Origin of the sequence: Variovorax paradoxus, from assembly GCF_009498455.1 — a bacterium.
Classification (GTDB): Bacteria; Pseudomonadota; Gammaproteobacteria; order Burkholderiales; family Burkholderiaceae_C; genus Variovorax; species Variovorax paradoxus_H.
The window spans coordinates 2994414-3015054 of record NZ_CP045644.1 but is presented as its reverse complement, the minus strand read 5'-3'; the positions used below and the strand labels follow the sequence as shown (position 1 = coordinate 3015054).

Genomic DNA, 20641 nt, shown 5'->3' with positions numbered 1-20641 from the left:
GCAGTTCTAGCGGCGGCCGGGCTTCTTGCCGGCCGCCACGATCGCCTCGAGCACCGTGCGCAGCGCCTTGTTCAGCGGCTTGTCGCGGCGCACCACCACCGCCAGCGTGCGGTGCATGCGCGGGGCGAGGCGGCTGACCTTCAGCGCCGGGTGGGCCCCACGCCCCGCCATCGACATGCCGGGCACCAGGCCGTAGCCCAGCCCCGCGGCCACCATTTCCTTCATCGCCTCGACGCTGCCCAGCTCCATCACGGGCTGCGGCTGCAGGCCCTCGGCCGCAAACCAGCGATCGACCAGCTTGCGCGTGTTGGCCGCGGGCTCGAACAGCACCAGCGGCAATGTCGCGAGGTCGGCCGGCGTCACGCGGGCCTTGAGCGGCGCGAGGTCGGCGCGGCCGATGGCGACGAACTCGTCGTCGCACACCGGGATCACGCTCAGCGAGCGCCCGGCCGCGGGCAGCGTGACCAGCGCGAGGTCGAGGCTGTTGTCTTCCACCTTGCGCACGTACTCGTCGGTGTTGCCGGTGCTCACCACCACGCCGAGCGCCGGGAACGCCTCGCGCAACTGGCGCAGCACCGCGGGCAGAAAGTACAGGCAGGCGGTGGCGCCCGTGCCCAGCCGCACGCGACCCGTGACGCCGCGCGCGTGGTCGGCCAGTGCGTCGATCGCGTTCTCGACCGCCGCCTCGATCTGCGGCACATGGCGCAGCAGTTCCGCGCCCGCTGGCGTGGCCCGCGCACGCTTGCCGACGCGCTCGATGAGCCGCACCGCGAGCCGTCGTTCGAGCTGGCGCACCTGCAGGCTCACGGCCGGCTGCGACAGGCCGAGCCGGTCGGCCGCGGCGGAGAAGCTGCCGGTTTCGATCACCAGGCCGAAGGTGGCGAGCTGGTCGAGGTTGAGGTTTTTTTCCAAAGTATTCCTTATGCATCGCATAGCTTGACCAAGCTTCACTTATCGATTCCAGCGCGTCAAGATCGGGCCATGTCTTCCCCCACCCTTGCATCCACCGCGCTCGACATTGCCGATGCCGAGCCCCACCACATGGCCCGCGTGCAGGCCATCTACAGCCACTACGTGCAGCACGACCTGTGCTCGTTCGAAGAAGAAGTGCCCACCGTCGCGCAGATGCACACGCGCCGCACCGACTTGCTGTCCCGCGGCCTGCCCTATCTGGTGGCACTGAAGGATGGCGAGGTGGCCGGCTACGCCTACGCCAGCCCCTACCGCGCGCGCTCGGCCTACCGGCACACGGTGGAAGACTCGATCTACGTCGCGCCCGGCATGCACGGCCACGGCATCGGCACGGCGCTGCTGCAGGCGGTGATCGACCGCTGCACCGCGGCCGGCTTCATGCAGATGGTCGCGTGCATCGGCCACAGCGGCAACGCAGGCTCGCAGCGGCTGCACGCGCGGCTGGGCTTCGAGACGGTCGGCGTGCTGCGCAACGTCGGCTTCAAGTTCGGCCAGTGGGTCGACACGGTGCTGATGCAGCGTGCACTGCGCTGACACCCCCACCCCGGCGCCGCCGCAGCGCGGATGGCTCGCGCTGCTGTGCACGAGCCGCCTGCTGCAGGGGATGATCGTCACGGCCTACTCGGGCGTGCTGCCGTTCATGATGGCCGACTGGCAGATGACGGCCGCGCAGGCCGGCTCCATCCAGAGCGCCTGGCACGTGGGCTACATGAGCTCGCTGTTCGCGGTGGGGCTGCTGGCCGACCGCTACGGCCCGCACCGCATCTTCGTGGTGGGCGGCGCGATCGGTGCGGTGGCTGCGCTGGCCTTCGCGCTCTTCGCGCACGACCACCGCTCCGCCCTGCTGCTGTACGGCCTGGCGGGCCTGTGCGCGGGCGCCTCGTACACGCCGGGGCTGCAGCTGCTGTCGCTCAATGCCGGGCCCGCGGTGCGCGGGCGCGCGATGGGGCTGTTCCTCGGCGCGGCGTCGATGGGCTATGCGCTGTCGCTCGCGGTGGTGGCGGGCTTCAGCGTGGTGGCGCACTGGCGCCTCGGGCTGCTGGTGGCAGCGGGCTGCACGGTGGCGGGCGTGCTGCTGTCGGTGCTCGCGTTGCGGCGCATGCAGCCGCCGGTGTCGCCGGCCGTTGGCGCACCGCGCGAAGGCGTGCTGCAGGCGCTGAACGCAACCGTGCGCGACCGGCCCGCGATGGCCGGCAACTGGGCCTACACCTTCCACTGCTGGGAACTCATGGCGCTGTGGGCCTGGCTGCCGGCCTACCTCATGGCCTCGTCGCGCGGCGGTGCGAGCGCGTGGCCGGCCGCGGGCATCGCGCTGGCGGCGTTCGCGCACCTCGTGAGCGTGTTCGGCAGCGTGGTGGGCGGCGCGGCCTCCGACCGGCTGGGCCGCGCGCGCGTGATGATGATCGCCACCCTCGCGAGCCTGAGCCTGTCGTTCACCTTCGGCTGGATGTGGACCTGGCCGCTGTGGGCGCTGGCCGCGATGGCGGCGCTGTACAACCTGCTGGCCATCGCCGATTCGTCGGTCTACTCGACCGCGCTGGCCGACGTGGTGGCGCCGCACCGGCTCGGCGTGGCGTTCTCGGTGCGCTCGGTGATGGGCTTCGGCGCGGGCGCGCTCAGCCCCTGGGTGTTCGGGCTCGCGCTCGACTGGGGCCAGGCGCAGTTCGGCTTCGGCAGCACCTACGCGTGGGTCGCGGCGTGGAGCTCGGTCGGGCTCGGGGCGCTGCTCGGGCCGTGGATGATCGTGCGCTTCGCGCGCCTCAGCGCGGCAGTGCCACACCGCCCCGATAGCCCAGCATCGCGTCGTACAGATCGGTTCGCCGGTCGCGGTGCAGGTCGTTGAGCGGTGTCCAGATCGGTGCCGAACGCGCGGCGCCCAGGTCGACGTCGGCATAGAGGATGGTTTCTTCCTCGGGCCCGGCGATGCGCCCCATCGGCCAGCCGTTGGTGCCCGCGATCAGCGAGTTGCCCATGAAGCCCGTGCCGCGCTCCTGGCCCACGCGGTCGGCGGTAGCGATGAAGACGTTGTTGGTGTGCGCGGCGGCCATCGTCAGGTAGGCCGGCATGCAGACGCCGCTGGCGTCGTACAGCGGCGGCGGCGTCCAGACCCAGCCCGTGGGCACGCAAATGATGTCGGCGCCCTGCTGCGCAACGATGCGCGGCGCCTCGGGAAACCAGATGTCCCAGCACACGAGCAGGCCGATGCGGCCGATCTTCGTCTCGAACACCCGGTAGCCCTCGTTGCCGGGCGTGAACCACAGCTTCTCGTTGTTCCACAGGTGCGTCTTGCGGTAGCGGCCGATGTAGCCGTCGGGGCCGACGAGCACGGCGGTGTCGAACAGCTGCATGCCGTCCTGCTCGGCCAGGCAGCCGACAAGGTAGACGCCGTGCTGCGCCGCGAACGCGACCCAGCCCTGCACGGTCGGGCCGTGCGGCACGGGCTCGGCATGGGCAAAGGCCTCGGCCCGGCCGCTGAAGCAGTAGCCGGTGGTCGCCAGCTCGGGCAGCACGATAAGCTGCGCGCCGCCGGCGACGGCGGCCTCTAGCTGTGCGTGCACGGCGGCGGCGTTGCGCGCGAGGTTCTCGACGCCGACCTGCGGGTCGAACTGCACGACGGCCACGCGCACGGGGCTGGCGCGCAGGCCGGGCACGGCGTCACCGCCGGAGGGGATGTTTGCTGAGACGGTCATGGTCATTTCAGGTTTCAAATTAAAACCAGACGGATGCTAACGGCACTAGTTTTAATTTGCAACCAACTCGGCGCTACGGTCTAATCCCGCCATCCCCGAGGACGCACAGGACAAACACACGATGGCCAGGAGAAAAAGTCTGAGGTTCGACGCCTGCCCGATGGCGCGCGCCCTCGAGATCGTCGGCGACCAGTGGTCGCTGCTGATCGTGCGCGACGCCTTCGACGGCATGCGGCGCTTCGGCGAGTTCCAGCAGAGCCTGGGCGTGGCCAAGAACATCCTGGCCGACCGGCTGAAGTGGCTGGTGCAGGAAGGCGTGTTCGACCTCGTGCCGGCGTCGGACGGCTCGCTCTACCAGGAGTACGCGCTGACGGCCAAGGGCCGCGGCCTGTTCCCCGTGGTGGTCGGCCTGCGGCACTGGGGCGAGGCGAACCTGTTCGCGCCGGGCGAGCCGCATTCGGTGTTGCTGGAGCGCGAGGGTGGCGAGCCCGTGGCGCCGATCGACCTGCGCACGCGCGACGGCCAACCGCTCGACCCCGCCGCGACCTTCGTGAAGAAGCTGCCCGTCACCTCAGCCTGACAGCGCCGTCCGCTCAGTCGCTGCCGACCGGGTACTCCAGGGCAACACGAATCTGCCGTGCGTTGAGTTCGGCCTGCGCCTTGTTGTTGCGGTGCTCGCCATAGCGCAGCAGGAACGCCAGCCCCTTCGCGCTGCCCTGCTGGACCGTGTAGCGCAGCCACAGGTCGCGCTCCCAGTGCCGGCCGCCCTGCCCGTAGCCCAGCCATGCATAGCCTCCGCGCGCCGGCACGCGGCTGCCGTCGATGCCGCTGCCGCGGATGTAGGCCGCGCCCAGGCTCAACCCGGGCGCGCCCCAACGCGCGGCATCCACTTCGTACCGCAGCTGCCACGACCGCTCGTGCGGCGCGTTGAAGTCGGACAGCTGCGCCGCATTGCCGAGCCACACGGCGCCGCGCGTCACGTAGTCGAAGGGCGTGTCGCCCGCGACCTTCTGCCAGCCCAGGCCCACACGATGAGGGCCGTGGGTGTAGGTCGACATCAGGCTGGCGGTGGTGTTGTCCACCGGGCCGGCCAGCGCGCGGCCCGTGTCCTTGCTGCGATACACCTGCAGGTCGAAGGACAACGCGCGCTTGTCTTGCAGCGGCACCGTGTACTGGGCGCCCAGGTAGCCGGTGCGCCAGGTGTCTTTCAGCCGTCCGACGTAGGCCGTGATCGACAGCGAAGCGCTGCCCTTCCACGTGCCGCCGGCAAAGTCGAACACGTCGCCGCGCGGTGACTTCGGATCGAGGTAGTTCACGATCAGCGGGTTGTTCGTGCCGCGCGCATGGCGGTCGGTCGATCCGGTGAAGCGGCCGGCCTGCAGCGTGAGCGTGTCGAACTCGCGGCTCGTGAGCAGCCAGCCGCGCATGCTTTCGGGCAGCAGGCGGGAATCGGATGCACTGAAGACCGGCGTCTTCACGCGTTGCTCGCCCACCGTCAGCGCGGTGGCGGAGACGCGCGCCTTCAACGCCAGGCCGCCGCGCGCGATGCCGTCCTGCGCGTAGCCCGCACCGTCCACCGGCAGCATGCGGATCTTGCCGACGCGCAGATCGTCGCCGTCGAGGCTGCGCGCGAGCGAGGCATGCGCGTCCACGCCGAAGCCAATCCAGCCCGGCGTGAAGCCGGACTCGACGCTGCCCATGACGCCGTAGCCCCACTCCTGCGCGTAGTCGCTGCGCCGCGCCTTCGGCAGCGTCGCGTTGCGCCCGCCGTTGCTGCGGTCGCCGTGCAGGTAGCTCCTGTTCTCGTACACGCTGCGCTGGAGCACGCGCCAGCGCGTGTCCTCGACGAAGCCACCGCCTTCGGCCGCCAGGGCGGAGGTGCCCAGCATCGCGAGGGCCGCACTGCAGACCCGCTTCATCGCCGGCCCTTCACAGGTACTTGAGCCATGCGATGTCGCGGCGCCGTGCCTTCAGGGCGGCAAAGGCGCGCACCGCGGGGTACAGCGCGAAGGCCAGCACGCCGGTGGCCAGCCACACCATCCACATGGCGTCGAAGCCGAACAAGCGGCCCTGGTTGGGGCCCCAGACCGCCTCGGCCCCCAGGTAGAGAAACTTGAGCACGTACAGGTGCAGCACGTAGAAGAACATGGGCGCCGCGCCGAACACGGCCAGCGGCGCGAGCCAGGCCGCGCCCTGCCGGCGTTCGAACAGCCGCAGCAGCCACAGCCCCACGCCGAGCGTCAGCGCGATGAACAGCAAGGACGGCGGGTACTTGGTGACGTTGAGGAAGGCCATCACCGTCGTCAGCGCGCTGTCGCCTGCGGCCCAGGGCTTGTCGCCGTAGGCATTGAGCGCGCGCAGCGCCACGAAGCCGACGAGCAGGCCCACAGCCCACGCGAGCAGTCGCCGCTGGCGCTGCAACGCATCGGCACCGGGCAGGAACCATGGCCCCGCAACGTAGCCCAGCGCGATGATGCCGATCCACGGCAGCAGCGGGTACGACGTGCGCAGCCTCAAGGCATCGGACACCTCGATCCAGCCCCGGTCGTGCAGCACGGCCCAGGGGAGGTGCAGCACATGGCCGACCGGAAAGTGCACGCCGTCGAGCAGGTTGTGCCCCGCCACCAGCACCACGCCCACCACGATCAGCGCCGGGCGCGGCAGCCACACCAGCGCCGACAGTGCCAGCATCGACAGCCCGATCACCCAGATCACCTGCAGGAACACCGTGGCCGGCGGGAACTGGAAGGTCCACGCGAAGTTGACGACCGTGACCTCCAGCAGCACAAGGAACAGGCCCCGCTTCCAGAGGAACGAAGACGCCGCCGCGCGGCCGTCCGCCTGCTTCGCGCCGTAGAGAAAGGCCGACAGTCCGGCCAGGAACACGAACACCGGCGCGCAAAGATGCGCCAGCAGGCGGCCGAAGAACAGCGCCGCCGGCGTCTGCGCCACGAGCATCGGGTCGGGCACCTGGTGGTGCAGATAGAAGGTCTCGCGCACGTGGTCCAGCAGCATGAACAGGATCACGAGGCCGCGCAGCGCGTCGATGGAAAGCAGCCGGGCCGGGGCGCCGGCCCCGGGTGGCAAGGAAGCGGATGAAACGTCGGACATTGAATTATTGCGAATGGATTCGCAATAATTTACAGCATCGGACGATGCACCTTCCTGAAGGGCCGGTTTATTCGCCCAGCAGCTCGCCGATCGGCTGCAGGTCTTCCACCCGGTCGCAGATCGACTTGATGACCATGGTGATCGGGATGCCCAGCAGCAGGCCCCAGATGCCCCACAGCCAGCCCCAGAAGATCACGCCCACGAACACCGCCACCGGGTTCATGCGGCTGGTGCGGCTGGTGAGCCAGGGCATCAGCAGGTTGCCGACCACGGTGTGGATGGCCAGCGAGACGCCGCCCACCAGCAGCGCCATCTCGATGCTGCTGAACTGCAGAAAGGCCATGAGCCCGGCCGCCACCAGCACGATCACCGAGCCGATGTACGGAATGAGGTTGGTCACGGCCGCGATGATTCCCCACACGGCCGCGTTCTCCACGCCGAGGAGCCAGAACGCGAGGCCGGTGGCAAGCCCCACCAGCGCGCTCACCAGGATCTGCACCAGCAGGTAGCGCTCGATGTTGCGCGTGATGTCGTCCAGCACGTGCACCGTGACCTTCTTCTTCTGCAGGCTGGGCCCGGTGATCTTGATGAGCTTGCGCCGGAAGGTGTCGCCCGAACACAGCGCAAAGTAGGTGAGAAAAGCCACCAGCGTGAGCTGCCCCATCGCGTTGAGCAGGCCGACCGTGCCGCTGAGCAGGTAGTCGCGCACGTTGAAGCCCGGCCGCTCGATAACGACGCGCGCCACGCCCTTGCGCGCGGCCACGCGGGCGGAGTTTTCTTCGGCCGCTTTCTCGAGCTGGGCGGCGGCCTGCTGCACGCTGTCCAGCGGCGTGGCGCTGGCGTTCTTGTTGCGGCGCATGGCCTGGCCGAGCTTCTGCGCCGCGACCGGCAGCGAGTCGAGCAGCTGCGAGGCGCTGCCCGACAGCGAGTAACCGGTCCATCCGAGTCCGCCGAACAGGCCCAGCAGGATCACCGCCGCGCCGATCCAGCGCGGCACGTACCAGCTGTGCAGGCGCTCGACCAGCGGCGACAGTGCGTAGTTCAGCAACAGGCTCAGCATCAGCGGCACGAAGACGGCCTGGCCCCAGCGCAGCGCGAACACGCTGGCGAGCACGGCCAGCACCACGAGCGAGGCGCTGCGCACGTCGACCGGCATGTGCAGCACGAGGCGCTTGCGCAGCGCGGAGTTCGCATCGTCCTTCGGCGCGACCGGTGCAGCAGGCGCGGTGGCTTCGGGGGGCGGTACCGGCACCTGGACCGGCGCGGGCGCAGGCGGTGGTTCGTCGGCGGCCACGGGGCGCGGGGGCGCGGGCTTCGGGCCGGCCGGGGTTTCATCGGTCATCGCGACTCCTTGAGCATCTCGCGCACGGCGGCCAGCTGGCGGCGCGACACCGCCACGGGTTCGGGCACCGAATCGAGCCGCAGCGCCCAGCCGTCGGCGTCTTCGCCGTCGTCGTAGCGCTCGAGCGCGCGGATCGCCGCGCGCGCCACCAGCGCGTTGCGGTGCACGCGCAGGAAGCGGTTCGGGTAGCGCTCCTCGAAATCGTTGAGCGAGCCGTCGAGAATGTGGCTGCGCGTGGCGGTGCGCACCGTGAGGTACTTGTATTCGGACTTGAGGTACAGCACCTCGGACAGCGGCACGCGCTCGGCGCGGCCCCGGTCCTGGATCAGCACGCACTCGGGCGTGGCGTCGGCGGCCGGCTCGGCAGCGCGGCGCTCCTTCAAGAAGCGCTCGACCTTCTGCAGCGCCTGCTGCAGCCGCTCGGCGCGCACGGGCTTGGTGAGGTAGTCGACCGCCTCCAGCTCGAAGGCCGTGACCGCGTGGCTGGCATGCGCCGTCACGAACACCACGGCCGGCGCGTCGGGCCGATTGCGCAATGCGCGCGCCACCTCGATGCCGTCGACGCCGGGCATGTGCACGTCGAGCAGCACCAGGTCGAGATCCATCGCGGCCAGGTGCGCCAGCGCCTCCTCGCCCTGCGCGGCCTCGGCCGTCACTTCGGCGGCGGGCGACGTGCAGTCGCGCAGCAGCGTGCGCAGGCGCGACCGGGCCAGGGCTTCGTCGTCAACGATCAGGGTCTTGAGGCTCATGGGGATTCGGCGGAGTCTGCGGGAATCGCGATGCGTACGCGGTAGTTCTTCTGGTCCATGCCGGCGCTGAACTGCATCTGCATGTCGTGCAGCAGGCGCAGCCGCTCGCGCACGTTGTCCAGGGCGATGCCGTGGCCGCGCGGCAGCGGCTCGTCGGCCCAGCGCAGCGGCGGCAGGCTGTTGACCACCTCGATCACGACCATGCCGCCGCGCCGCTCGGTGCGGATGCGCAGCTTGCCGCCGTCGGGGCTGGGCTCCACGCCGTGCTTGATGGCGTTCTCGACCAGCGGCTGCAGCAACAGCGGCGGCAGGCGCGCGTCGCTGGCGGCGGCATCGAGGTCCCAGCGGATGCGCAGGCGGTCGCCGAAGCGCACCTGCTCGATGGCCAGGTAGCGCTCGGCCAGCGCGATCTCGTCGGCCAACGTGCCCGATTCGCCGGGCACGGTGAGCGCCTGGCGGAACAGCTCGGCCAGGTCTTCGAGCATGGTCTCGGCCTTGGCGGGCTCTTCGCGCACCAGCGCGATGGCGCTGTTGAGCGTGTTGAACAGAAAGTGCGGGCGGATGCGCGACTGCAGCTCTTCGAGCCGGGCCGTGGTCGCGGCCGGCGTCTGGCCGCGCGCGCGCAGCACCATCGCCGCCATCACCAGCCCCGCGAACAGCGCGCCGGCCAGCGCGCTGGCCAGCCAGGGCGCGCTGGCGATCACGCCGGTCAGGCGCAGCAGGCCGCAGCCGTAGAGCGAGGCCACGGCGCCCAGCACGGCGCCCGCGGCGTACTGCCCGGGGGGCGGCAGGCGCCGCAATGGCTTCTTGAGCCCGCAGGCTGCCACCAGCCACAGCAGCGTAGCGGGCAGCGCGCCGCCGGTGACCGTGGCCGCCTGAACCAGCCATTCGCCAAAGGAGCCGACCACGAACAGCGTGGCCACCGCCACCACCGCTTCGACGAACACCACGGTGCGCAGCACCACGCCGATCTGGCAGGCGTCGAACAGCGCCGGGCCGCCGCGCACGGGCGCGCGCACGCGTTCCGGCGACGCAGCGGACGTGGAGGGGGAGCTGGCCGATAAAATCGCCGGGTTGCGCATCGCAGACATCAGATCCATCGGGTGACCAACCCATTATTGCCTTCCTGGACGGCTCCCATGACCCAAAACCAACTCGACAAGAAATCCGAAGCCTGGTCGGCCCTGTTCTCCGAACCGATGAGCGACCTGGTGAAGCGCTACACCTCCAGCGTCTTCTTCGACAAGCGCCTGTGGCAGGCCGACATCGAGGGCTCGCTGGCGCACGCCGGCATGCTCGCGGCCCAGGGCATCATCAGCGTGACGGACCACGCCGCCATCGAGCGTGGCATGACGCAGATCCGCGGCGAGATCGAGGCCGGCAGCTTCGAATGGAAGCTCGACCTCGAAGACGTGCACCTGAACATCGAGGCCCGCCTGACCCAGCTGGTCGGCGACGCCGGCAAGCGCCTGCACACCGGCCGCAGCCGCAACGACCAGGTCGCCACCGACGTGCGCCTGTGGCTGCGCGGCGAAATCGACCTCATCGGCGACCTGCTGGTCGACCTGCAGAAGGCCCTGGTCGACATCGCCGAGAAGAACGTCGAGGTGATCCTGCCCGGCTTCACCCACCTGCAGGTGGCCCAGCCCGTGAGCTTCGGCCACCACATGCTGGCCTACGTGGAAATGTTCAGCCGCGACGCCGAGCGCATGGGCGAGGTGCGCCGCCGCGTCAACCGCCTGCCGCTGGGCGCCGCCGCGCTGGCCGGCACCAGCTACCCGCTGGACCGCGAACTCGTGGCGCGCACCCTGAAGATGGACAGCGTCTGCCAGAACAGCCTGGACGCCGTGAGCGACCGCGACTTCGCGATCGAGTTCACCGCCGCCGCCAGCCTGTGCATGGTGCACGTGAGCCGCCTGAGCGAAGAACTCATCATCTGGATGAGCCAGAACTTCAGCTTCATCAACATCGCCGACCGCTTCACCACGGGCTCGTCGATCATGCCGCAGAAGAAAAACCCCGACGTGCCCGAGCTGGCGCGCGGCAAGACCGGCCGCGTGGTCGGCCACCTGATGGCGCTCATCACGCTCATGAAGGGCCAGCCGCTGGCCTACAACAAGGACAACCAGGAAGACAAGGAGCCGCTGTTCGACACCGTCGACACGCTCAAGGACACCCTGCGCATCTTTGCCGAGATGATCGGCGGCATCACCGTGAAGCCCGAGGCCATGGAAGCCGCCGCGCTGCGCGGCTACGCCACCGCCACCGACCTGGCCGACTACCTCGTGAAAAAGGGCCTGCCCTTCCGCGACGCGCACGAAACCGTGGCCCACGCCGTGAAGGCCGCCACCTCGCACCAGGTCGACCTGTCGGAGCTGCCGCTGTCGGTGCTGCAGCAGTTCAACCCGAACATCGAGAAGGACGTGTACGACGTGCTGAGCCTGCGCGGCTCGCTCAATGCGCGCAACGTGCTGGGCGGCACCGCGCCCGTGCAGGTAAAAGCCCAAGTCGCCCGCCACCGCGCCCGCCTGGGCTGAAGCCCGCGGCCACACCACCGAGGGCCGCACTTCATGTTCTACGCCATCCCGCTCGAAAACAAACCGAGCTGGCACAACCCGCCGTGGATGACGGTGCTGCTGATCCTCCTGAACATGATCGTGTTCTGGGGTCCGCAGCGCAGCGAAGACAACGGCCGCGAGCGCGCCGCGCAGTTCTACATGCAGGGCGTGCTGCCCGCGCTGGAGCTGCCGCCCTTCGTCGAGTGGCTCGAGAAGACCGACCCGAAGCGCGGCAAGCTGGCGCGCCGCGCGCTGGGGCATGAAGAGGCGTACCCGCAGCTGCTCGAAGCCCTGCAGAACGACCCGCCCTTCCTGAAGAAGCTGCGCGCCGACGAGGTCGTGACGCCCGCGAACCCGCGCTTCGACGAATGGCAGCGCGAACGCCGCCAGTACGAGGCGATGCTGCCCGCGCCTTTTACCGAGCGCTGGTCGCTCGACCAGAACAAGGGCGCCGCGTTCAAGCCCTGGACCTGGGTCACCGCCGCCTTCCTGCATGCCGACACCGGCCACCTGCTGGGCAACATGCTGTTCCTCTTCCTGTTCGGCTTCTCGGTCGAACTGGCGCTGGGGCGTGGCACCTACCTGTGCTTCTACCTGCTCGGCGCCGTCGGCTCGTCGCTGCTGGCCAGCTGGGCCTATGCCGGCGCCGGCGGCCACGGCCTGGGCGCTTCGGGGGCGATCTCGGCGCTGATGGGCATGTACGCCGTGATGTACCGGCTGCGGCGCATCCGTTTTTTCTACCAGCTGTTCTTCTATTTCAGCTACGTCACCGCGCCCGCCCTGCTCTTGCTGCCGGCCTGGATCGCCAACGAGCTGATGCAGCAATGGCTCGGTGACCAGGGCGTCGGCTACATGGCCCACCTGGGCGGCCTGCTGACGGGCGCCGCGCTGATGGCCGGCGCCATGTGGCTGGGCCGCGTGAAAACGCCCGAGACCGTGAAGTCGGAAATGGTGACCGACGACCACCGCTTCGACCAGCACGTGGCCGCCGCGCGCAAGCTGTCGGCGGCGATGAAGTTCGAGCCCGCCTGCGCCGAATGGCGCGCCGCCGCCGCCCTGCGCCCCGGCGACACCGACACGCTGCGCGCCTGGTTCAACACCGCGCGCCTGCAGCCCGCGAGCGACGACTTCCATCAGGCCGCGCGCCGCATCTTCCGCCTGCCCGCCACCGATGAAGACACGCTGGCGCTGCAGCACGGCAGCTTCACGGCCTACCTCGACCAGGCCAAACCCGGCGTGCGCCTGAAGCCCGACGACATGGCCCGGCTGGCGCGCCGCTTCGCGCGCATCCGCCAGTTCGGCGACGCCGACAAGCTCTGCCGCATCCTGCTGAAGACCGCGCCCGAGCATCCCGAGCTGGCCGACACGCTCTCGGTGTGCGCCAACGGTCTGCTGCATGCGGGCGAACGCGAGCGCGCGATGGGCCTGCTGCCGCACCTGCTGCGGCTGGCGCCCAACGACATGGTCACGCGCGCGTTGCAGCGCGCATAAAAAACCCGGCGCGAGGCCGGGTTTGGTAGTGAAGCGCCGCAGCGCTTACTTGTCGTTGTGCAGGTACGTCGCCTGCTTCGGCAGCAGCAGGCTGACCAGGAAGGCCACGCCCATCATCGCCGTCACGTACCAGTAGAAGTACGACTCGTGGCCGATCGACTTCAGGCCCAGCGCCACGTACTCGGCGCTGCCGCCGAAGATGGCGTTGCCCACCGCGTACGACAGGCCCACGCCCAGCGCGCGCACTTCGGGCGGGAACATCTCGGCCTTCACGATGCCGCTGATCGAGGTGTAGAAGCTCACCACCGCCAGCGCCAGCGTGATCAGCACGCCGGCCACCAGCGGGCTGCTCACGTTTTGCAGGTTGCTCAGCACGGGCACCGTCATCAGCATGCCCAGGGCGCCGAACAGCAGCATGTTGCTGCGACGGCCGATGCGGTCCGACAGCGCGCCGAACAGCGGCTGCATGCACATATACAGGAAGAGGCAAGCCGTCATCACGTTGCTGGCGGTCTTGATCGACATGCCGGCCGAGTTCACCAGGTACTTCTGCATGTAGGTGGTGAAGGTGTAGAAGATCAGCGAGCCGCCGGCCGTGTAGCCCAGCACCACGAGGAAGGCGCGCTTGTGGTGCTTGAACAGCTCGGCCACGCTGCCGGCGCCCTTGGCGGCGCGGGTCTTGGTGCTCGCGGTCTCGGTCAGCGTGCGGCGCAGCATCAGCGCCACGACGGCGGCCAGGGCGCCCAGCACGAAGGGAATGCGCCAGCCCCAGGCCTTGAGTTCGGCCTCGGTGAGCAGCTGCTGCAGCACCACCACGGCCACCACGGCCAGCAACTGGCCGCCGATCAGCGTGACGTACTGGAACGACGAGAAGAAGCCGCGCTGGCCGCGCATCGCCACTTCGCTCATGTAGGTGGCGGTGGTGCCGTACTCGCCGCCGACCGACAGGCCCTGCAGCAGGCGCGCGGCCAGCAGCAGCGCGGGCGCCCAGGCGCCGATCTGCGCGTAGGTGGGCAGGCAGGCAATGACCAGCGAGCCCACGCACATCATGACCACCGAGGTCACCATCGACGTCTTGCGGCCCTTGCGGTCGGCCAGCCGGCCGAAGATCCAGCCGCCGATCGGGCGCATCAGGAAGCCGGCGGCGAACACGCCGGCGGTGTTCAGCAGCTGGACCGTCGGGTCCGACTTGGGGAAGAACGAAGGCGCGAAGTAGATCGCGCAGAAGGCGTAGACGTAGAAGTCGAACCACTCCACCAGGTTGCCGGACGAGGCGGCAAAGATGGCGAAGATGCGCTTGCGCTTTTCCTCGAAGGTGTAGGGGGTGTGGTTGTCGCGGGTCGCGTCCGGGCTGGAGGCGCCGGCGCTCGTGCTGCTGCTGGCAATGGCGGTCATGCGAGGGGGTCCTTGTCTCTGGCTTCAGCCCCCGCGAAGCCCGCGGAAAGCCGTGCCGGGGAGTCTGGTCCGCCGGGAGCGCGCTGTCGTCCGTAGGCCCCCCGCCGCCGGGCTACGTACCCGTACGCAGGGGTAAACCCTAAGTTCTAGAGACCGTGCTCGCGCAAGAAGCGATCCAGCTCCAGGCTGCTCGAAAAGCCCAGCTTCGCGAACATGTGCGCCCGGTGGGTTTCCACCGTGCGCAGCTCCAGCGGCGCCAGTTCCTGCGCGATGCGTTTGTTGGGCAGGCCTTCGGCCACGAGACGCGCGACCTGCATCTCGCGCGGTGTGAGCTTGGCCCACAGCGCCTGCGCCGCCTGCCGGGCCTGGCGGCGCACGGCGACCTCTTCGGCCTTCTGCAATGCCTTGGCGATGCTGTCGAGCAGGCGCTCGTCGTTGCAGGGTTTCTCCAGCCAGCCGAAGGCACCGTTCTGCACCGCCTCGACCGCCATCGGAATGTCGCCGTGCCCGGACAGGAAGATCACGACCAGCGGGCTGTCCTGGGCGCGCAGCGCGTCGAACACCTGCAGGCCGCTCATGCCCTCCATGCGCAGGTCAAGGATGGCGCAGCCCGGGCGCTGCAGGTCGGCGCCGGCCAGGAAGGCCTCGCCCGAGGCAAAGGCCTGCACCGCGTGGCCACGCGACAGCAGCAGCAGGCCCAGGGAGCGGCGCACGGCCTCGTCGTCGTCGACGACGCACAGGTGGTTGGCAAGCAGGGGTGCGTTCACGGGGAAGCCTCCAGTTCGAGGGTGAAGACCGTGCCGCCGCCGGGCCGGTCGGCAAACGACAACCGGCCGCGGTGGGCCTCCACGATGGTGCGGCAGATGTTCAGGCCCAGCCCGAGGCCGCCGGCCTTGGTGGTGAAGAACGGCGCGAAGACCTGCTCGGCCAGCGCGGCGTCGATGCCGGGGCCGTGGTCGGCGATGCGGATGTGCACGCGCCCCTCACACAGTTCGGCCTCGACTTCGACCACGCGCCGGTCGGGCGGCGTGCCCTGCTCCATCGCCTGCAGGCTGTTCGACAGCAGGTTCAGCAGCACCTGCTCGAGCAGCACGCGGTCGCCGCGCACGGGCGGCAGCGCGGGCGCCACGCGCACCTCGGCGCGCACCTGCCGCTGGCGCATCTCGCCCTGCAGCAGCGCCAGCACGTTGGCCACCAGCGCGGCCACCGCGCAGTCTTCGGTGCCGGCGGTGCGCTGGCGCACGAAGCCGCGGATGCGCCGCACGATCTCGGCGCTGCGCTTGGCCTGCGCCACGGTCTCGTCGAGGCTGCTGGCCAGCAGCGGCTGGTTGCCCTGCTCGGCGAAGGCCTTGGCGGCGCTGGCGAAATTGCTCAGCGCCATCAGCGGCTGGTTGAGTTCGTGGGCCAGCGTGGAGGCCATCTCGCCCAGGCTGGCCAGGCGCTGCGCATGCTGCAGCTGCTCGTCGTTCTGGCGCTGGCGCAGCTCGGCGCGCTTCTGCTCGGTGATGTCGACCACCGAACTCATCCAGCCGCTGTGGCGGCCGTCGGCGTCGATGAGCCGCGCGGTGTAGACCATGGTGATGACCTCGTGCCCGTCGCGGTGCCGCAGGCGCGACTCGAAGCCCGAGCGCGCCGGCTGCCCGCTCATCATGGCCTCGTAATGGAACCAGTGCTGCGTCACGTCGTCGGGGTGCCAGTAGGGGTACGGCGGCAGCCGCCCCAGCAGCTCGTCGGCGCCGTAGCCGGTCATCTCGCAGAAGGCCGGGTTGACGTAGATGATGCGGCCCTGCAGGTCGCGTGCGCGCATGCCGACCAGCAGCGAGTCTTCCATCGCCTTGCGGAAGGCGTGAGCCTGGTCGAGCTCGTGGGTGCGCTCGCGCACGCGCAGTTCGAGGTCGCGCCGCGCGTCACGCTGCTCGGCAAAGCGGCGCTCGCGCAGCCGCCAGTACAGCGCGCCCAGCAGCAGCACGCCGGCGCCCAGCAGGCCGAGCATCCAGGTGCGCTCGCGCGCGCGGGTGACCTCGGCGTGATCGGCCATCACCGTCAAGGTCCAGCCCAGGTCGGGCAAGGGCTCGTCGACGGCGAGAAAACGGCGCGCCTTGCCGCCGACCGTCGTGCGCACCAGGTAACCCGGCGCGTCCTCGATGGGTTCGACACGCCACGGCAGCGGCGCGAAGCGGGTGCGCGCGCCGTACTGCTGGTCGTGTTCGATGCCGGCCAGGTCGGCCGGGCTCAGCGGCCGCGTGGCCTGGTACATCCAGCCCGGCACCGAGCTCAGGAACACGATGCCGCGCGCGTCGGTAAGCAGGATCGGATCGCGCACGAAAGCCCAGGCGTCGTGCAGCTGACGCAGGCTGACCTTGACGGTGATCACGCCCAGCACCTCGCCACCGCCGCCCTCGGCGCGCACCGGCGCCGACATGAACAGCCCCGGCTCGCCCGTGGTCTGGCCCACGCCGTAGAACAACCCCTGGCGCCCGGCCCGCGCGTCGAGAAAGTACGGCCGGTTGGCATACGACTCGCCGACGAAGCTCTGCGGCGTGGCCCAGTTGCTCGCGGCCAGCGTGAGGCCTTGCGGGTCGGTGAGGTACAGCGCGTCGGAGCCCGCGAGGCGGTTCACTTCCTCGATGTAGTGGTTGGCGCGCTGCCGCGTGGCGGGCTCCTGCGGGCGGGCCAGCACGGCGAGCACGTCGGGGTGCATGCCGGCGGTGAACGGCAGGTAGCCGTACTTGCCGGCGGCATCGCGCAGGCCGAGCACGTGCACTTCCATGGCGCGGCGGATCGAGTCGGCCTGGAAGTTCGCCTCGCGCCGCGCAGCCCACTGGCCGGCCACGGCGATCAACAGCAAGGCCAGCGCGAGAACAGCCGCCCAGGCCACCAGCGCGCGGCGGCGGGAGCGCGTGGGGGCAGAAGAGGAAGCAGGAAGAGACGGTTCGGGCGTGAGGGGCGGCATGGGAGGCGGGTCCGCAGGTTCGGCCGGCGCGGCGTGCGGAATTTTGCCCTGATCCGCTCGCCGGCCTCCCGTCAGGCCGCCGGCCGCAGCAGCCAGCGCACTTCCTGCGTCTGCTCACTCTCCGGGTAGCGCGCCTCGAGCGTCGTGAGGATCGGCTGCGCCATGTCCGTGCGGCCCAGCCCCTGCACCAGCGCGCGGGCCGCCAGCTCGTAGGCCTGCGGGATCGCCGCGTGGCCGCGGAAGCGCTTGTCGAAACCCGACAGCAGCGCGAGCGTGCCGTGGGCGTCGCCGCCGCGCCATTCGGCACGGGCCATGGCGATGACCATGACCGGGTCGTCGAGCACGAAGGCCTTGTCGATCGCGCGGCAGGCCTTGAAGACTTTCAGCGCGTCCGACACGAGATCGCGCCGCATCAGCAGCGGAATGAAGCGGCGCACGTGGTCGAACAGCGTGTCCTTCTTGTCGGGCATGAGCGCGAGCACGCGGTGGTAGCGGCGCTGCGCGGCCAGGTCGTCGGTGTCGGCGGTGCGCTGCGCCTCGTAGGCAATGCCCAGCGCGGCGGCCAGGTCGCCGTCGGTGATGCACTGCGCGACCTCGGCGTCGGTGCGCTGCGCGGCGATCTGCGCGGGCGTGCGGCGGTCGGCCGGCGCGCCCTCGTCGGCGCCCGCGCCGGGCGCAAGGTCGATGCCGAAGGCGTCATGGTGCTGGTACATCACGTAGCCCAGCAGGCTCGCCATCACCCAGCCGAAATAGATGAACGCGAAGTTGACGATCGGCAGCACGATGCGCCCGTCGAACACCGGCAGCACCATCGAGATCGCCACCTGCGCGCCCGTGCTCAGCAGGAACAAAAAGAAGCACAGCAGCGCATAGGGCCAGCCGATGGTGCGCATGGCGTCCATCACGTGCGCGGGGTTCATCGCCTGGAAGAAGCTGCCCGACTGCACCAGCACGAGCACCGCCGCCGGGAAGGTGAAGGACATGATGAACAGCCCCAGCGTGCCCAGCACCGGCTCGTACCACGCGAGCCAGCCGATGAGCATCGTCTGCACCAGCGAGATGGCGAAGAGCTTCCACGGCAGATAGGTCCACTCGTCGCTCGATTCGCGCCCGAAGTCGGCCGAGTCGCGGATGCCGCGCGCGCCCAGCGCAATGACCTTGAAGCCATAGCGGCTGGCCGCCAGGATGATGCCGACCTCGATGACGATGAAGGCCAGCGCATCGGGCAGGAAGAACACGGCCTCGAACAGCAGGCTGCAGAACGACAGCACCAGGCCGTAGGCCAGCGGCCGCAGTTGGAGCGGAAAGGCGAAAAAACTGTTGAGGCGGTGCCAGAACGGCGGGGGGGGCGGCAGGGAGTCGCGGTCGATCATGGCGGGGCCTGTTCTGCTGCTGCTGCGGCTGCGGCTACTTGCGGAAGAAATCGCTCTGGCTCATCGCGCCTGCGCCGCCCAGGCGCACCACGGTGACGCCGTTGGAATGCACGAGGCGCATCTGGCCGAGTTCGCGCTCCAGGCGCTGGGTGAACGCGCTCTTGTACTGCAGCACCGACTCGCCCATCTTCAGCACGCTGGTGCCCGTGACGGTGGCGCTCTTGCGGTCGGTGGCCACCTCGATGCTGTCGATGTGGTAGTCGTACTCGATGGTCAGGATGCCGCCCATGCGCTCGCCGACGGTGCGGAACAGCTCGATGTTTTCCTTCACCGAGTCGCAGGCTTCGTCGCGGTTCTGGGTGGTCTCGAGGGTGCGGCCCATGGCCGTGACCTTGCTCTCGATCACTGCCTTGCGGCTGAGCTTCTTGCAGATCGCGTCGGCGTCACGCGAGTAGATGGCGTGGGCGTCCTTCTGGTAGTAGTCGCGCACCATCGCCTCGTCGAGCTTGCGGCCGCCGACAAAGAAGAACCACGCGCCCACGCAGAGCGCGATCACGATCGCAATTTGCTTCATTCCCGCCCCCGCGCGCACGCGGTCCCACTCCGTTTTGCGGCGCAGTATACGTTGCCGAATGTTTCAAAGCGGCAGCGGGACGGGGCTCATTCCAGCGTCAGCTGGCGCGGTAGAAGATGTAGTCGGCCTGGTACTTCACGACCTGTTTCTGGCCCATGTTCGTGGCGCCACAGGCGGCAGCGGGGGCCACGCCGCCCTGCGTGGCGACGCGCTGGATGTAGCTCACGCCCTGCATGGCGCCCATGCCGGTGGCGGGGTTGGCCTTCACCAGCTGGTGCGGAATGTTGCCGGTGCCGTTCGGCGCCACCGCCACCTGCGTGGCCGTGACCTTCGAGCCATCGGCGTTCTCCCACGTGGCGGGCGGGCCGTAGTACTTGCCGACCTGCTTGCCGGCGCGGTCCATGAGCTTGGCGTCGGGGCCGACGAACACCCATTCGTGCTGGCCCGGCATGTTGGCCTTGGCACGGCATTCGTAGGTGATGTCGCCCGCGCCGACGGTTTCCATGGCCACGCGGTGGCCGGCGGGCACCTTCACGGCGTCGGGCAGGCTGGCCTGCGAAAACATCGGCATGGGCTTGGCGCCCATGCCGGAACAGGCGGCCAGGCCAAGCGCCGCTGCGGTGGTGGAAGCCAGGACGGTCAGGGTGCGGATGTGCATGGTCGTTTCCTCGGTGTCTGATCGATGGTGAAAAAAAGAAAGGGCCGCCGTCTGGAGTTCTGCATGTCGACGCCTCCCCGTCCCCCTGTACGCAGCGCAAGGCCCGTTGGATTCACGCCGGGTGCGATTGAATCCGCCCGCACCGTCGGGCCGTACCTTGGGCATGCGCACCGATGCCCCACAATCCGCCGATGACCGCACCCAGCCCCGACGCCGAACTGATGGCGCTGATCGACCGGATCGGCCATCGCGACGAAGCCGCCCTGCGGCAGCTCTACGACCGCACCTCGCCCCGCCTCATGGGGCTGGCGATGCGCGTGGTGCGCCAGCGCGAATGGGCCGAAGACGTGCTGCAGGAATCCTTCCTCACCGTCTGGCGCGTGGCCGGCGACTACCGCGCCTCGCTGAGTCCGCCGCTGGCCTGGCTGGGGCTCATCGTGCGCAGCCGCTCGCTCGACCTGCTGCGCCGGCGCACCGCCGACCGCGCCCAGCTCACGCAGGAATTCGACGAGCTCATGGCCGACACCTTCGAATCCGACACGCCCAACCCGGCCGACATGGCCGATGCGAGCGAACAGGCCTGGGCGCTGCACCAGTGCCTGAGCCAGCTCGAGGGCCGCCAGCGCGAGGTGGTCAGCCTGGCCTACCTGCGCGAGCTGAGCCACAGCGAACTGGCCGAACAGCTCAAGCTGCCGCTGGGCACCGTGAAGACCTGGATCCGGCGCGGGCTCGACAAGCTGCGCACCTGCATGGGCCGTTTCGCCTGACCCCGAGG

At 69.7% G+C, this 20641-nt stretch carries 19 protein-coding genes; 6 read left to right on the top strand and 13 right to left on the bottom strand.

Going from position 1 to position 20641, the window contains the following annotated elements:
* Positions 1-6: 6 nt before the first annotated feature.
* Entirely contained in the window at positions 7-933 is a 927-nt protein-coding gene (locus GFK26_RS13800; RefSeq protein ID WP_153282447.1) for a LysR family transcriptional regulator, read from the bottom strand.
* A 48-nt stretch (positions 934-981) separates the two neighbouring features.
* Here GFK26_RS13800 and GFK26_RS13795 point away from each other — a divergent pair, with 48 nt between their 5' ends.
* Positions 982-1506, top strand: a complete 525-nt coding sequence (locus tag GFK26_RS13795; RefSeq protein WP_153282446.1) for a GNAT family N-acetyltransferase — start codon at positions 982-984, stop codon at positions 1504-1506.
* On the top strand, positions 1493-2815 hold the full coding sequence (locus GFK26_RS13790; RefSeq protein WP_153282445.1) for an MFS transporter: 1323 nt from the start codon (positions 1493-1495) through the stop codon (positions 2813-2815). The genes GFK26_RS13795 and GFK26_RS13790 overlap by 14 nt, the downstream gene beginning before the upstream one ends.
* Here GFK26_RS13790 and GFK26_RS13785 read toward each other — a convergent pair.
* Entirely contained in the window at positions 2733-3662 is a 930-nt protein-coding gene (locus GFK26_RS13785) for a nitrilase family protein (protein WP_153282444.1), read from the bottom strand. The genes GFK26_RS13790 and GFK26_RS13785 overlap by 83 nt on opposite strands.
* Before the next feature lie 121 nt (positions 3663-3783).
* Between GFK26_RS13785 and GFK26_RS13780 the strand changes: the two genes are divergently transcribed.
* The gene (locus GFK26_RS13780) at positions 3784-4242 is read left to right on the top strand and encodes a winged helix-turn-helix transcriptional regulator (RefSeq protein ID WP_153282443.1); all 459 of its coding nucleotides are present in this window, start codon (positions 3784-3786) and stop codon (positions 4240-4242) included.
* Positions 4243-4255: 13 nt separating this feature from the next.
* Here GFK26_RS13780 and GFK26_RS13775 read toward each other — a convergent pair whose 3' ends face one another.
* The 5 genes from GFK26_RS13775 to GFK26_RS13755 all read right to left on the bottom strand — a co-directional run bounded on the left by GFK26_RS13775 (position 4256) and on the right by GFK26_RS13755 (position 9946).
* A complete protein-coding gene (locus tag GFK26_RS13775; RefSeq protein WP_153282442.1) occupies positions 4256-5581 on the bottom strand; it encodes an OprD family outer membrane porin in 1326 nt (441 codons plus the stop codon).
* A 10-nt stretch (positions 5582-5591) separates the two neighbouring features.
* Positions 5592-6773 carry a DUF1624 domain-containing protein gene (locus GFK26_RS13770; RefSeq protein ID WP_153282441.1) on the bottom strand — a complete coding sequence of 394 codons (1182 nt, stop codon included), beginning with the start codon at positions 6771-6773 and terminating at the stop codon, positions 5592-5594.
* 67 nt (positions 6774-6840) lie between these two features.
* A complete protein-coding gene (locus GFK26_RS13765) occupies positions 6841-8115 on the bottom strand; it encodes an AI-2E family transporter (protein WP_153282440.1) in 1275 nt (424 codons plus the stop codon).
* Positions 8112-8864, bottom strand: coding sequence for a LytR/AlgR family response regulator transcription factor (locus tag GFK26_RS13760; RefSeq protein ID WP_153282439.1), 753 nt, complete (start codon positions 8862-8864; stop codon positions 8112-8114). Before GFK26_RS13760 ends, GFK26_RS13765 begins: the two co-directional genes overlap by 4 nt.
* Positions 8861-9946 carry a sensor histidine kinase gene (locus GFK26_RS13755; protein ID WP_153285965.1) on the bottom strand — a complete coding sequence of 362 codons (1086 nt, stop codon included), beginning with the start codon at positions 9944-9946 and terminating at the stop codon, positions 8861-8863. Before GFK26_RS13755 ends, GFK26_RS13760 begins: the two co-directional genes overlap by 4 nt.
* Positions 9947-10003: 57 nt before the next feature.
* Here GFK26_RS13755 and argH point away from each other — a divergent pair, with 57 nt between their 5' ends.
* Both argH and GFK26_RS13745 read left to right on the top strand, forming a co-directional pair.
* Complete coding sequence (argH, locus tag GFK26_RS13750) at positions 10004-11401, top strand: argininosuccinate lyase (protein WP_153282438.1); 1398 nt, start codon at positions 10004-10006, stop codon at positions 11399-11401.
* 33 nt (positions 11402-11434) lie between these two features.
* Positions 11435-12913: a rhomboid family intramembrane serine protease gene (locus GFK26_RS13745; RefSeq protein WP_153282437.1), complete on the top strand. Its 1479-nt coding sequence runs from the start codon at positions 11435-11437 to the stop codon at positions 12911-12913.
* Between the two features lie 45 nt (positions 12914-12958).
* On the opposite strand, the gene GFK26_RS13740 is transcribed toward GFK26_RS13745, so the two are convergent.
* The 6 genes from GFK26_RS13740 to GFK26_RS13715 form a co-directional block, all read right to left on the bottom strand.
* Positions 12959-14308 carry an MFS family transporter gene (locus tag GFK26_RS13740; RefSeq protein WP_153282436.1) on the bottom strand — a complete coding sequence of 450 codons (1350 nt, stop codon included), beginning with the start codon at positions 14306-14308 and terminating at the stop codon, positions 12959-12961.
* Positions 14309-14454: 146 nt separating this feature from the next.
* Entirely contained in the window at positions 14455-15075 is a 621-nt protein-coding gene (locus GFK26_RS13735) for a response regulator transcription factor (protein ID WP_101493265.1), read from the bottom strand.
* Entirely contained in the window at positions 15072-17261 is a 2190-nt protein-coding gene (locus GFK26_RS13730; protein ID WP_153282435.1) for an ATP-binding protein, read from the bottom strand. Before GFK26_RS13730 ends, GFK26_RS13735 begins: the two co-directional genes overlap by 4 nt.
* Before the next feature lie 71 nt (positions 17262-17332).
* A complete protein-coding gene (locus GFK26_RS13725; protein WP_153282434.1) occupies positions 17333-18634 on the bottom strand; it encodes a hypothetical protein in 1302 nt (433 codons plus the stop codon).
* A 34-nt stretch (positions 18635-18668) separates the two neighbouring features.
* Positions 18669-19208, bottom strand: coding sequence for a hypothetical protein (locus tag GFK26_RS13720; protein ID WP_153282433.1), 540 nt, complete (start codon positions 19206-19208; stop codon positions 18669-18671).
* 97 nt (positions 19209-19305) lie between these two features.
* Positions 19306-19866: a DUF3455 domain-containing protein gene (locus tag GFK26_RS13715; RefSeq protein WP_153282432.1), complete on the bottom strand. Its 561-nt coding sequence runs from the start codon at positions 19864-19866 to the stop codon at positions 19306-19308.
* A gap of 191 nt (positions 19867-20057) precedes the next feature.
* On the opposite strand from GFK26_RS13715, the gene GFK26_RS13710 reads away from it, so the two are divergent.
* The gene (locus GFK26_RS13710) at positions 20058-20633 is read left to right on the top strand and encodes an RNA polymerase sigma factor (RefSeq protein ID WP_225616938.1); all 576 of its coding nucleotides are present in this window, start codon (positions 20058-20060) and stop codon (positions 20631-20633) included.
* Positions 20634-20641: the final 8 nt, after the last annotated feature.